Origin of the sequence: Curtobacterium sp. 24E2 (genome assembly GCF_016925595.1) — a bacterium.
Classification (GTDB): domain Bacteria; phylum Actinomycetota; class Actinomycetes; order Actinomycetales; family Microbacteriaceae; genus Curtobacterium.
This window is the reverse complement of record NZ_CP068987.1, coordinates 2,280,390-2,292,889: the sequence shown is the minus strand read 5'-3', so window position 1 is coordinate 2,292,889 and position 12,500 is coordinate 2,280,390. Positions and strand designations below refer to the sequence as shown.

Below are 12,500 nucleotides of genomic sequence, written 5' to 3'. Positions count from 1 at the left end.
CCGCACTCCTGCTGCTCTCGGGCTGTGCCGCGCCGGGAGCGGGGACGTCGCGCGACGCCCCGCCGTGGCCACGGCCGACCGACCTGTCCGCCCGAGCCGACGCGGCGGGCCTGCGGAACGTGTGGGGCGAGCGGCTCGCCGAGCACGTCCACACCCACCTGACGATCCTCGACGGTGACACCCCGGTGACGGTCCCCGCGAACATCGGACACTCGGACCGGGGAAGTTCGCCGCCGAGATCCACACGCACGACACCTCGGGCATCGTGCACGTCGAGTCGCCCACGGAACAGTCGTTCACGCTCGGCCAGTTCTTCGACGAGTGGGGCGTCTCGCTCGGTCCGGAACACGTCGGCGGCCTGCGTGGCGAGCTCACGGTGTGGGTGGACGGCCACCGGACGATCGGGAACCCGCGCTCGATCGAGCTGACGAACCGGCGCGAGGTCGTCCTGATCGTCACGACGATCGGCGAGGTCCCGCGCCTGCCGGCACCGTTCGACTGGCCGCCGCAGTACGGCTAGCCGGCACCGGCCTGCCCCCGCACGATGCGCCCGTCCGCGCGCGGCGCGCCGCCCCGCACGGCGCCCCGCTCACGCCTCCCTCGGCGCGACCCACGCCAGGTCGAGCTCCCACTGCTCGACGGAGCCGGCCGGCAACTGCCACACGTACTCGTTCTTGAGCTTCTTGCCGTCCTCGCGGAACGGCCCCGTCCGGTACGGGTAGAACGCCACCGTCGGCAGCGTGCCGGGCGGCGCCGTCCGGATCGCGTTCGAGAAGTCCTTGTTCAGCCGCCGCAGTTCGGCGATGACCGCGGGGCGCGCCGCGTCCGAGTCGAAGGACCCGGCGCCCGCAGCGAGCTGGAACGCGATGTGCAGCTGTCGGTCGCCCCGGTCGTCCTCGTAGCTGATGAGCCGGTGGTTCTCGACCGCCTCGAGCAGCTCCGGGTCGCCGTAGACCACGTCGCGCACGACGTCGGGTGCCACGACCGCGCCGTTGTAGTCGACGGACAGGTCGGACCGGCCGTAGTGGAACAGCAACGGCAGGTCGAGCTCGGCGGCGTCGGCGAGCTCGTCGAAGCCGTGTGTGCGGAGCGTCTGCCGCAGGGAACGCATCCCGACGACGTGCCCGCGGTCGTGGATGTTGTACCGGATCCGCGGGCTGATGTTCTCGGACCGGGTGATGGTCACGACGAGCTCACCGAGGTCGTTCGTCTCGATCAGGTACCCGAACGGGTTGAACTGGAACACCATCGGCAGCACGCCGTACTCGGCCTGCTTCGTCAGCGCGGCGGAGAGCTCGGGCGACGCCGCGATCGCCCGGCGCAGCTGCACGCTGAACGGCGTCTCGATGCCGAGGTTGATCTCGAGGTCGCTCGCTCCGTACGACCCGAGGACGGCCTGCGCGTACTGCTCGATGTGGGCGCGCATGTTCTCGCTGATGCCCTCGCCACCGAACGCCGCGACGATCGTGTACTCGCTCCAGTCGAGCCGGTCGTCCTCGAACAGCGCCTTCAGGAACGGCGGGTAGCTGCAGATGATGTACGTGAAGTCGGTGCCGAACTCGCGCATCGTCTGCACGATCTTGTCGCGGTCCGGCCCGATCGACTTGATCATCGACGACTCGGTGAGCGACGCCGTCACGTTCATGCCCGTGGCCCACGCCCCGAGCGAGAACGCGTTGAGCACGAACGGCTGCTTCGGCAGGTCCTTCGCGGTGCGCGAGAACCCGAGCTGCAGCAGTTGCCGCGTGGCCTGCCGTTCGTCGGGACCGCGCACCCAGCTGGTCGGCGTGCCGCTCGACCCGCTCGACTCGTCGACGACGACCCCGCGTCGCGGCAGCCGTCCGTCGACGCACCGCTCGGGGATGCTCCACCGCTTGACGTACGACTCCTTGTCCATCTCGGGCAGCCCCGAGATCGCTGCGGCGATCCCGCCACGCGTGTCCAGACGGGAGGCCCGCCCCGCCTCCGCCAGGAACGCCCCGTACGCAGGCACCCGCTTCGCAGCCCGCTCCACGGTCCGCCAGGCGCGCCAGCGTCCGAGGGTCCAGCGGAGCGGCTCGATGCCCGGCGTGAGCAGGAGCTTGTGGGTGCCGACGCGCGGCATGAACAGCGCCACGAAGGTCTCGACGACCCACACGACCGTGAACACCGCCGCGCGCTTCACCGTGCACCCCCGAGCGTCATGGCGGCCGCGGGTCTGCGGTGCGCCAGGGGCGGTGGCGCGCTGTGTCCGAAGCGGAACAGCATCCACGCCATCCGGCCGTCGGACTCGTCGACGCCGGCCCGCCGGACGAAGGCGGCGTGCGACCGGGGGTTCGTGATCACGGTGCCGAACGGGTGCAGGGCGATCCCCCGCGCGGTGAACTCGAGCCAGATCCGCATGAACACCCGGCCGGCCTCGACGTACTCGGCCGGCGTGCGGAACGGCCCTTCGAGCCAGCCGAGCTGCCGGACCCCGCGCATCGTCGACAGGTACACGCGCTTGAAGACCCCGCCGACGCCGGGTGCTTCCCACAGCCCGCGGTGCTCCATCGCGAACCGGAGCACCGGGCCGGGCATGAGCATCGTCTCGGCCGACAGCCCGTCACCGGTCGTCGCCGCCTGCTGCTTCGAGAACCGCAGCCAGTGCAGGATCTCGTCGTGCACGGCGTCGTGCTGCAGGTCGTCGAACAGGGTCTCCTGGTTGACCCGCACGATCTCGTCGACGGTCGCCCGGTCGGACGTGGTGCGGAAGCGCTGCCCGGCTGCCGACGCGATGGCGGACGCGGCCTCGATCGCGGCGTCGTCCACCAGGGTGGCGTCGTAGGGCCTGCGTGAGGTGCGCCTCGCGAGGAAACGGGCCAGTGCCTCCCGGTCGTCCGCCGTGACCGCCCGCGGACGCAAGGTCACGCTGCCCAGGCGGTGCAGACGGTCATCGGCCGCGCCGTCCAGCCGGCCGAAGTCCATCTCGGCGTGGTCGAGCCGTTCCTGCACGGTGAAGCCGTGCGCCCGGGCGACGACCTCGAGCCCGGCCAGGAACACCCCGGCGCAGACGTGCCCGAACGGGATGCCGAAGGACTCTGCCGGCAGCCCCCGTCGCAGGTCGTAGAACACGGTCGCGGTGCGGTCGTCCTCGACGCGCACGACGATCGGTTGCGAGTTGTGCGGCGACGGGTAGTGTCGCGCGTCCTCGATGATGCCGGTCCACGGTGATGCCATCGGTTCCCCCTCGGTGGTCTCTGGCACCGATCATACGAACCGCCTCCGACGCCCATGCCGCTGCGGGCATGCGAGGTCGCCGTGACCTGCGTAGCCTGCTGCCATGGGCACGATCCGGACCGGCACCGACCTCGCTGCGGTCGAGGACGTCGTGGCGGGCATCTCCGCCCACGGAGAGCGGTACCTCGACCGGCTCTTCACCGTGCGGGAGCGCACCGATGCGGGCGACGACCCGGAGCGTCTGGCCGCACGGTTCGCCGGCAAGGAAGCGGTGGTGAAGCTCCTCCGCCCCGCTCCGGACCAGGCGATCCCGCTGCGCGACGTGGCGATCGTCCTCGACGAGCACGGGGCGCCGACGGTCGAGCTGACCGGGGCCGCCGCAGCGCTGGCCGAGTCGGTCGGGTGCGGCCCGATCGCGGTGTCGCTCGCGCACGAGCGCGGTCTGGCCGTGGCCACGGCGGTCGCGCTGTCCGAACGCTGACGTCCGGCAGGGCGGCCGCACCCCGACTCGGAACGACGAACTCGATGTCGTACGACGTCGAGTTCGTCGTTCCGGGTCGGCCCAGCCCGCGCCAGCCGTGCGGTTTCGCGCACCCGCACGGCGGTTTCCCGAGGCCCGGTCTTCCTTATCGTTGCCGTCATGGACCAGGAACCGAAGCACTCCGGCGCGACCGCGCCGACGTCGACGACCACCGCGACCCTCGCCGACCCGGCGATCGAGCAGGCCGTCCGCCGCGCCCTCGCCGCCCACGGGCGTCTGACCGTGGACGCGCAGGACGTCGCGTCGATCGCCGACCTGTACGCGCTCGGGCTGTCGTCGCACGCCACGGTGAACGTCATGCTCGCCGTCGAGTCCGAGCTCGACGTCGAGTTCCCCGACTCGGTCCTGAACCGGTCCACCTTCGCCACCGTCGAGTCGATCGTGGCCGCTGCGGAGCTCGCCTCGTGACCCTGACCCTCCCCGCGACGTCCGTCGTCGACCGGTTCGCCGAGCGTGCTGCCGCCGTCGCCGCGGTCGCCGCGCAGTTCGCGGACGAGGTCGACCGCGACGCCCGTCCGCCGCGCGAGGCCATCGCGGCGATGCGCGAGTACGGTCTGCTCGCCGCCGCCGTCCCCGCCGAGCACGGTGGCGAGGGTGCCTCGGTGTCCGAGCTCTCCGCGATCGCCATCGAGCTCGGGCGTGCCTGTGCCGCCACCGGGATGGTCTTCGCGATGCACCAGGGCCAGGTGATGGCGCTCTGGCGGCACGGCGGCGACGGTGCCGGCGTGCTCGAGACCATCGCAGCGGTCCGCGACGGCGCGCTCGTCGCCTCGGCGACCACGGAGCGCGGGGTCGGCGGCGACGCCCGTCGTTCCACGTGCTCCATCGAGGCCACCGACGACGGCCGGATCCGCCTGCGCAAGGACGCGCCGGTGATCTCGTACGCGACCGAGGCCGACGCGGTGTTCGTCACCGCCCGCCGCGACCCGGACGCCCCGGCCTCCGACCAGCGGCTGCTCATCTGCCGGACCGACTCGATGGTGCTGTCGCAGACCTCCACCTGGGACACCATGGGGCTGCGAGGGACCTGCAGCAACGGCTGGATCCTCGACACCGAGACCACCGTCGACCGGGTGTTCCGCGACGACTACGCCGCGATCTCGGCGCAGACGGTCCTGCCGGTGTCGCACGTGCTCTGGGCCTCGGTGTGGCTCGGCATCGCCGCCTCGGCGAGCGAGCGTGCCCGGACGGCCGTCCGCAAGCAGGCGCGCGCCGCGATCGGGACGACCCCGCCCGGAGCGCTCCGGCTCGCCGAGCTCCTGGTCGACCTGCAGGGCCTCGCCGACTCCGTCCGGCACGCCGCCGAGCGGTTCGACGCCGCGGCCGACGACCCCGAGGTGCTCGCCTCGAGCGCCTCCGCCCTCGCCGCGAACGCCCTGAAGATCGGGGCGTCCGAGCGCGTCACCGACATCGTCACGAAGGCGATGCGGATCGTCGGGATCGCGGGCTACGCGGCCTCCGGCCCGATGAGCATCGCCCGACACCTCCGAGACGCCCACGGTGCCGCCGTCATGGTGAGCAACGACCGTCTCCTCAAGAACGACGCCGACCTGGCCCTCATGACGGGAGTGATCCTGTGACCATCACGGACCCCACCAGCACCACCACCGCGCCGGACCTCGACGCTGCCCGCGCCGCACTCCGTGCCCGCCTGCGCGCCGACCGTGTGCTCATCGACCTCGGCTCCCCGGGCTGTACGGCCGCACCGGCGTGTTCGAGCGCGTGTACACGGCCGTCGACGCCGCAGCCGTGCGCAGCCAGCAGGACCTCGACGCCGAGGTGCTGCGGTTCCCGCCGGTCGAGCCGCTCGCCGCGTTCGAGCGCACCGACTACATCGCGTCGTTCCCGGACCTCGCCGCGTCGATCTCCGGGTTCACCGGCGACGACCGCACGCACCGGGCTCTGCTCGCCGCCCGCGAGCGGGGTGAGCGCTGGGAGGGCTTCCTCGAGCCCGCCGACCTCATGCTCACCCCCGCGGTCTGCCACCCGGTGTACGGCCTGGTCGGCGACACGATCCCGCAGGAGGGCCGCTTCTTCGACATCGTCGGTGACTCCTTCCGCCGCGAGCCGTCGCTCGACCCGATGCGCCTGCAGGCCTTCCACATGCACGAGTTCGTGCACATCGGCACGCCGGCCTCGGCCCAGCAGCACCGCGACGGCCGGATCCCGGTGATGCGCGAACTGCTCGAGTCGTTCGGGCTCGAGATCGACGTCGTCCCCGCCAACGACCCCTTCTTCGGTCGTGTCGGGCAGATGCTCGCCCGCAACCAGGTCGAGCAGGCACTCAAGTTCGAGTTCGTCACGCCCGTCTACGGCGACGACCACCCGACCACGGCGATCAGCTCGGCGAACCTGCACGAGGACCACTTCGGCACCTCGTTCGGCCTCCGCACCGCCGACGGCGAGGTCGCCCACAGCGCCTGCATCGCCTTCGGCCTGGAGCGCATCACCATCGCCCTGTTCGCCGCACACGGCACGGACGTCGACGCCTGGCCGGCGTCGGTCCGCGCGGCACTCGCGCTGTGACGACGCTGCACGGATGGTCCGGTTCGCCGGCTGTCCGCGCCGCCGTGCAGCTGCCGCCCGCGGCGCGGGCCGGCGTCGTCATCTGCCCGCCACTGGGACAGGAAGGCGTGATCGCGTACCGCACGCTCCGCCTCCTCGCAGACCGCCTGGAGGCCCGTGGCATCGCCTCGGTGCGCTACGACCCGTCCGGACGTGGTGACGGCGCACCCGACACCGACCCCGACGCGCAGGTCCGGTCCGCACGCCACGCGGCCGCCGTGCTCCGCACGTCGGGAGTGCAGCACGTGGCGTTCGTCGGGCTCGCCTCCGCGGCCCTCGTCGCCGCGGCCGCCGCCGAGGACACCGACGCCCTGCTCGTCTGGGACGCCCCGGCGTCCGGTCGGGGCTGGCTCCGTCGGCAACGTGCTCTCGCGACGATCACCATCGGCAGCGAGCGGATCGTCGACGGCGTCGAGAGCCTGATCGGCATCGAGGTCGAGCCCGACGAGGCGACGGCGCTCTCCGCGCTCGCCTTCGCGCCGCGCACCGGTCCGACGGTGGCGCTGGTGCGACCGGAGACCCGCCCACCGAAGGCCCTCGAACCCGTCGAGACCGTCGAGGTGCCCGGCAGCGCCGAGTTGCTCGACGGCACCAGCATCCACGCCCGGATCCCCGGAGCCGCGGTCGACCGAGCCGTCGCCTGGCTCGATGCCTGGGCGCCGACCGCAGCGGCGCAGGTGGTGCCGCCCGTGCTCGACGAGGTCCTGGACGTCGACGGCCGCGTGTCGGAGCGCATCGTCCACCTCGGCCCCGACGCGCTGTTCGCCGTCGAGACCGTGTCGTCCGCGCAGCACCACGACGCCCCGCTCGTCGTCCTGCACAACGGCGCCGCCGAGCACCGCGTCGGTGCCACCGACTACCAGGTCGACCTCGCCCGTGCGCTCGCGCGTGACGGTGCCCGCGTCGTCCGGGTCGACCGCCGTGCCACCGGCGAGAGCACCAGCGTGCGCGAGGACGAACGCAGCTTCCTGTTCGCCCAGGAGTGGGTCGAGGACCAGTCCGCCGTCGTCGCCGACCTCGGCACTCCCTCGGACCGTCTGGTGCTCGTCGGCATGTGCGCCGGCGCGTGGCTCGCCGGTCGGTCGGCGGACGAGGCTCCGCGCCTGGTCGTCGAGATCAGCCCGAACGACTACCGCCGGCAGCCGGCGGCGCCGGGCAGCTACGAGGACGCCGTCCGCGCGGTCGACGCTCCCTCGGCACGTCGGCTGTGGGTCCGCCAGCGGTACAACGCCGTCGTGCCGAAGGGCCTGCGTGAGTGGATCGCTCGGCGGGACCGGGTCGGCAGCGTCGTCGAGCACGTCCGACCGCTCGTGGAGCACGGCACCGACGTCGTCGTGATCGCCGCCCCGGAGGACGCCGCGCTGTTCGACCGGCTCGGCGGGCAGAAGGCGTTGCGCCGCTACGGCGGGGTCGGTCGGCGCGGTTCGGTGTCGATCGTGCGGGTCGAGGACGGCGACCACTCGCTGTTCTCCCCGTGATGCGTCGCGCCGTGCGCGCCGAGGTCCGTTCCCGCGTCGCGGCGACGTTCCCCGTCCCCGCCTGACTTTTCCGTCCCGCTCCGGTGCGTGTGCATCGAGCGACGTTCCACGAGCGGATCGACTCGTGGTCTGTCGCAGTGTGCGCACGCATCAGGTGCATGTGCATGTTCCGACGATCCACCAGTCGATCGACGCGTGCTTCGTCGGAACATGCGGGCGCAACGACAGCGCGCAGGGTCAGGCGAGCCCGAGCTCCCGGGCGACGGCGTCCGGGTGCTCGACGTGCGCGAAGTGCCCGCAGTCGTCGAGCAGCACCGTGCGGACCTGCGGCACGAGCTCCCGCAGGGCCTCGAGGTCCGAGACGCGCGCGAACACGTCGTCGCGCCCGGCGATCGCGGTCACCGGACAGGTGATCCCCTGCCAGCGGCCGAGGTCGTAGCCCGCAGCGGTCCGCGCCGCGTCGGTGAACCGGGTCGGCCGGAGTTCCTGGACGAAGGCGTCGAGCACGCTGCGGTCGAGCTGCCGGACGTGCGTGAACACCGGCGCGGCGAGCAGCGGCAGCACCCCGACGCGGGACAGCGCCCGGAGCATCGGGCGCCCGGCCTCGCCGGTGATCGACAGGCCAGCACGCAGCAGGGTGAACGCCGGCAGCGTCCGGAGCCCTCGGAAGGGGTGCCGTGCGGCGTCCGCAGTCGCGACGGTCGTTCCGGACACCAGGGCCACCGACCGCACGAGCCGTGGAGCGACGACCGCCAGGTGCATCCCGACGAAGGCACCTATCGAGTGCCCGATGACGTCCACCGCGGTGATGTCGAGCCCGTCGAGCACCGCGGTCAGCGCCGCCGCGACGTCGTCGAGGTCGAACGGGTGCTCCGGAGCCGGGGACGAACCCCAGCCCGGCAGGTCGACGAGCACCAGGCCACGGTCACCGACGCCGTGCGCCGCGGTCAGCAGCGGGGTCCAGGTCGACCACGAGCCCGCGACGCCGTGCAGCAGCAGGAGCGGGTCCGGACCCGGCCGGTGGTGCACCACGACGGGCCCGGCGGGCGTCAGGACCTCGGTGCGCCGGAGGTGCCACGCGGCGGGCGTGGGCGACACCGGGTAGGGGGCGTAGGCCTCGGTGGTGACCACACGGTCACGTGCGTCCGTGTCGATGGCGTGCACCGGGCCTCCTGTCCGCTGTCGACGCGGATGCGTCGCAGGAGGGATTCGGAACGCTAGCCGACCGGGACGGGTGCGGTGCAGGCGGCGAGGCGGTCGAGCGCTGCCTTGTACTCGGCGACGTCGCGCTGCAGGCCCGGCTCGGTGATGATCGACGCCTTGATGCGGCCCTGCACGTCGATGACGAAGGTCGCGCGGGTGGCGAAGCCCTTGTGCTCGAGGAAGACGCCGTACTCCTTCGAGACCGCGCCGTGCGGCCAGAAGTCGGCGAGGAGCTCGAAGTCGTAGCCGTTGAGCTCGGCGAAGGAGCGGAGCGTCGCCTTGGAGTCGACCGAGATGCCGATCAGCTCGACGCGCTGGTCCTGGAACATCGCGACGTTGTCCTGCAGGGCGCAGAGCTCGTTCGTGCAGTTCGACGAGAACGCGAGGGGGAAGAAGACGAGTGCGACCGGGCGGTTGCCGCGGAAGTCGCTGAGTCGGACGTGCTCACCGAACTGGTTCGGGAGCTCGAAGTCCGGCGCGAGAGAGCCGATCTCGAGAGCCATCGGGACGTGTGCTTCTTCCTCGGGTTTGGGGTGTACCCGTCGGGTCCGTGCGCACGCGGGTCGCGTGTGCACGATCGGCCATGCTACGCCGACCGCACCCGAATGCAAGCACCCGCCACGTGCACCGCACCATCAGCATCACCGTCGGTGCTGGGGCCTAGAGTGGACGGGGCCCCATCCGGTCGTGACCCGACCACCGGAGCCACCATGTCCACCACCACGAGAACGAACGAGGTCAAGGGTGACGGTGAACGACCAGGACCCGTACAGCACCGGGGCGAACGACCAGGACCCGCAGGAGACCGCCGAATGGCGTGAGTCCCTCGACGGATTGGTCCAGACCCACGGACACCAGCGCGGTCGCGAGATCATGCTGAGCCTGCTCAAGCGGTCCAAGGAACTGCACCTCGGTGTGCCGATGGTCCCGACGACGGACTACGTGAACACCATCGCGCCGGAGAACGAACCCGAGTTCCCCGGCGACGAGGAACTGGAGCGCCGGTACCGCCGGTGGATCCGCTGGAACGCGGCCATCACGGTGCACCGCGCGCAGCGTCCGGGCATCAGCGTCGGCGGCCACATCTCGACGTACGCGTCGAGCGCCGCGCTGTACGAGGTCGGCTACAACCACTTCTTCCGCGCGCAGGACCACGCGTCCGGCGGCGACCAGGTGTTCTTCCAGGGCCACGCCTCCCCGGCATGTACGCCCGCGCCTACATGGAAGGGCGTCTCGGCGAGGACCAGCTCGACGGGTTCCGTCAGGAGAAGTCCCACGCCGGCGGCGGCCTGTCGTCGTACCCGCACCCGCGCCTCATGCCGCATTTCTGGCAGTTCCCGACCGTGTCGATGGGCATCGGCCCGATCAACGCGATCTACCAGGCGCAGCAGGCGAAGTACCTCACCAACCGCGGCATCAAGGACGCCTCCGACCAGCAGGTCTGGGCGTTCCTCGGCGACGGCGAGATGGACGAGGTCGAGTCGCGCGGACAGCTCCAGGTCGCCGCGAACGACGGCCTCGACAACCTGAACTTCGTGATCAACTGCAACCTGCAGCGGCTCGACGGTCCGGTGCGCGGCAACGGCAAGATCATCCAGGAGCTCGAGGCGTTCTTCCGCGGTGCGGGCTGGAACGTCATCAAGGTCGTCTGGGGGCGTGAGTGGGACGACCTGCTCGCCCGCGACACCGAGGGCGCGCTGCTCAACCTGATGAACCAGACGCCGGACGGCGACTACCAGACGTACAAGGCCGAGAACGGCGCGTACGTCCGCGAGAACTTCTTCGGACGCGACCCGAAGGCGCTCGAGCTCATCGAGGGCTACAGCGACGACCAGGTCTGGAACCTCAAGCGCGGTGGCCACGACTACCGCAAGGTCTACGCCGCGTTCAAGGCCGCGACCGAGCACAAGGGCCAGCCGACGGTCATCCTGGCGAAGACGGTCAAGGGCTACGGCCTCGGCCCGAGCTTCGAGGGCCGCAACGCGACCCACCAGATGAAGAAGCTCACGCTCGACAACCTCAAGCAGTTCCGTGACGAGATGCGCATCCCGGTCACCGACGCGCAGCTGGAGGAGAACCCCTACACGCCGCCGTACTACCACCCGGGCAACGACGACGAGGCGATCCAGTACATGCACGAGCGTCGTCAGGCGCTCGGCGGCTACGTGCCGGAGCGTCGCACGAAGTACACCTCGATCACCCTGCCCGAGGACTCGAAGTACCAGGTCGTGAAGAAGGGCTCCGGCAAGCAGGAGATCGCCACCACCATGGCGTTCGCCCGACTGCTGAAGGACCTGCTCCGCTCCCCGGACTTCGGCGACCGCGTCGTCCCGATCATCCCGGACGAGGCGCGCACGTTCGGCATGGACGCCTACTTCCCGTCGGCGAAGATCTACAACCCGAACGGCCAGCACTACACGTCGGTCGACCGCGAGCTCCTGCTGGCCTACAAGGAGAGCCCGCAGGGCCAGATCATCCACGTCGGCATCAACGAGGCGGGCGCCCTGGCGGCGTTCACCGCGGTGGGCACCTCGTACTCGACGCAGGGCGAGCCGCTCATCCCGGTCTACGTCTTCTACTCGATGTTCGGGTTCCAGCGCACGGGTGACGCGATCTGGGCGGCGGGCGACCAGATGACCCGTGGCTTCATGATCGGCGCCACCGCCGGTCGCACCACCCTGACGGGCGAGGGCCTGCAGCACGCCGACGGCCACTCGCTGCTCCTCGCGACGACGAACCCGGCCGTGGTGTCGTACGACCCTGCGTACGGGTACGAGATCGGGCACATCGTGCAGGCCGGCCTCGACCGGATGTACGGCACGAACGAGGACGGCTCGCCGAAGCACAGCGACCCGAACGTCATGTACTACCTGACGGTCTACAACGAGCCGATCGTCCAGCCGGCCGAGCCCGAGGGCGTCGACGTCGACGGGATCGTCAAGGGCATGTACCTGCTCAAGCCGAGCGAGCACGACGGCCCGAAGGCCCAGCTGCTCGCGTCCGGTGTGGCCGTGCCGTGGATCCTCGAGGCGCAGCAGCTCCTCGCCGAGGACTGGGGCGTCTCCGCCGACGTCTGGAGCGTCACGAGCTGGGGTGAGCTGTACCGCGACGGTCTCGACGCGGAGCAGCACGCGTTCCTCAACCCGAACGAGTCGCCGCGCACGCCGTACGTCACCGAGCGCCTGCTCGCCACCGAGGGGCCGGTCGTCGCCGTCAGCGACTTCATGCACCAGGTGCAGGAGCAGATCCGCCCGTTCGTGCCGACCGATTACGCCACGCTCGGCGCCGACGGCTTCGGCTTCTCGGACACCCGTCCGGCCGCTCGCCGCTTCTTCCACATCGACGGCCCCTCGGTCGTCGTGCGGACGCTGCAGCAGCTCGCCCGCCAGGGCAAGGTCGACGGCGCACTCGTCCAGCAGGCGATCGACAAGTACCGCCTGCACGACGTGACCGCCGGCACCACGGGCAGCGCGGGCGGCGAGAGCTGATCAGCAGGTGACACCAGTCCAGCCGGA

The 12,500-nt window shown here is 71.3% G+C and carries 10 protein-coding genes and 1 pseudogene; 7 read left to right on the top strand and 4 right to left on the bottom strand.

Annotated features, from left to right (window positions below; genetic code table 11):
* Positions 1-265: 265 nt before the first annotated feature.
* A complete protein-coding gene (locus tag JN350_RS11290) occupies positions 266-520 on the top strand; it encodes a hypothetical protein (protein ID WP_205462260.1) in 255 nt (84 codons plus the stop codon).
* A 69-nt stretch (positions 521-589) separates the two neighbouring features.
* Here the strand turns inward: JN350_RS11290 and JN350_RS11285 are convergent, their stop codons facing one another.
* Positions 590-2,164, bottom strand: coding sequence for a phenylacetate--CoA ligase family protein (locus tag JN350_RS11285; RefSeq protein ID WP_240347276.1), 1,575 nt, complete (start codon positions 2,162-2,164; stop codon positions 590-592).
* A complete protein-coding gene (locus tag JN350_RS11280; protein ID WP_205462259.1) occupies positions 2,161-3,198 on the bottom strand; it encodes a nitroreductase family protein in 1,038 nt (345 codons plus the stop codon). Before JN350_RS11280 ends, JN350_RS11285 begins: the two co-directional genes overlap by 4 nt.
* Positions 3,199-3,301: 103 nt before the next feature.
* Here JN350_RS11280 and JN350_RS11275 point away from each other — a divergent pair, with 103 nt between their 5' ends.
* The 5 genes from JN350_RS11275 (at position 3,302) to JN350_RS11255 (ending at position 7,782) form a co-directional block, all read left to right on the top strand.
* Entirely contained in the window at positions 3,302-3,679 is a 378-nt protein-coding gene (locus JN350_RS11275) for a holo-ACP synthase (protein ID WP_205462258.1), read from the top strand.
* A gap of 159 nt (positions 3,680-3,838) precedes the next feature.
* Positions 3,839-4,147: an acyl carrier protein gene (locus tag JN350_RS11270; RefSeq protein WP_205462257.1), complete on the top strand. Its 309-nt coding sequence runs from the start codon at positions 3,839-3,841 to the stop codon at positions 4,145-4,147.
* Entirely contained in the window at positions 4,144-5,319 is a 1,176-nt protein-coding gene (locus JN350_RS11265; protein ID WP_205462256.1) for an acyl-CoA dehydrogenase family protein, read from the top strand. The genes JN350_RS11270 and JN350_RS11265 overlap by 4 nt, the downstream gene beginning before the upstream one ends.
* A 130-nt stretch (positions 5,320-5,449) precedes the next feature.
* A complete protein-coding gene (locus tag JN350_RS11260; protein WP_240347275.1) occupies positions 5,450-6,265 on the top strand; it encodes an aminoacyl--tRNA ligase-related protein in 816 nt (271 codons plus the stop codon).
* The gene (locus JN350_RS11255) at positions 6,262-7,782 is read left to right on the top strand and encodes an alpha/beta hydrolase family protein (RefSeq protein ID WP_205462255.1); all 1,521 of its coding nucleotides are present in this window, start codon (positions 6,262-6,264) and stop codon (positions 7,780-7,782) included. Before JN350_RS11260 ends, JN350_RS11255 begins: the two co-directional genes overlap by 4 nt.
* A gap of 237 nt (positions 7,783-8,019) precedes the next feature.
* Here JN350_RS11255 and JN350_RS11250 read toward each other — a convergent pair whose 3' ends face one another.
* Positions 8,020-8,946 (bottom strand): alpha/beta fold hydrolase, encoded by a 927-nt coding sequence (locus JN350_RS11250; RefSeq protein ID WP_205462254.1) that lies wholly within the window; start codon positions 8,944-8,946, stop codon positions 8,020-8,022.
* A 53-nt stretch (positions 8,947-8,999) separates the two neighbouring features.
* On the bottom strand, positions 9,000-9,488 hold the full coding sequence (locus JN350_RS11245) for a peroxiredoxin (RefSeq protein WP_111085695.1): 489 nt from the start codon (positions 9,486-9,488) through the stop codon (positions 9,000-9,002).
* Between the two features lie 241 nt (positions 9,489-9,729).
* Between JN350_RS11245 and aceE the strand changes: the two are divergent.
* Positions 9,730-12,473 (top strand): annotated as a pseudogene (gene aceE, locus JN350_RS11240) (pyruvate dehydrogenase (acetyl-transferring), homodimeric type).
* The last annotated feature ends 27 nt before the right edge of the window (positions 12,474-12,500 follow it).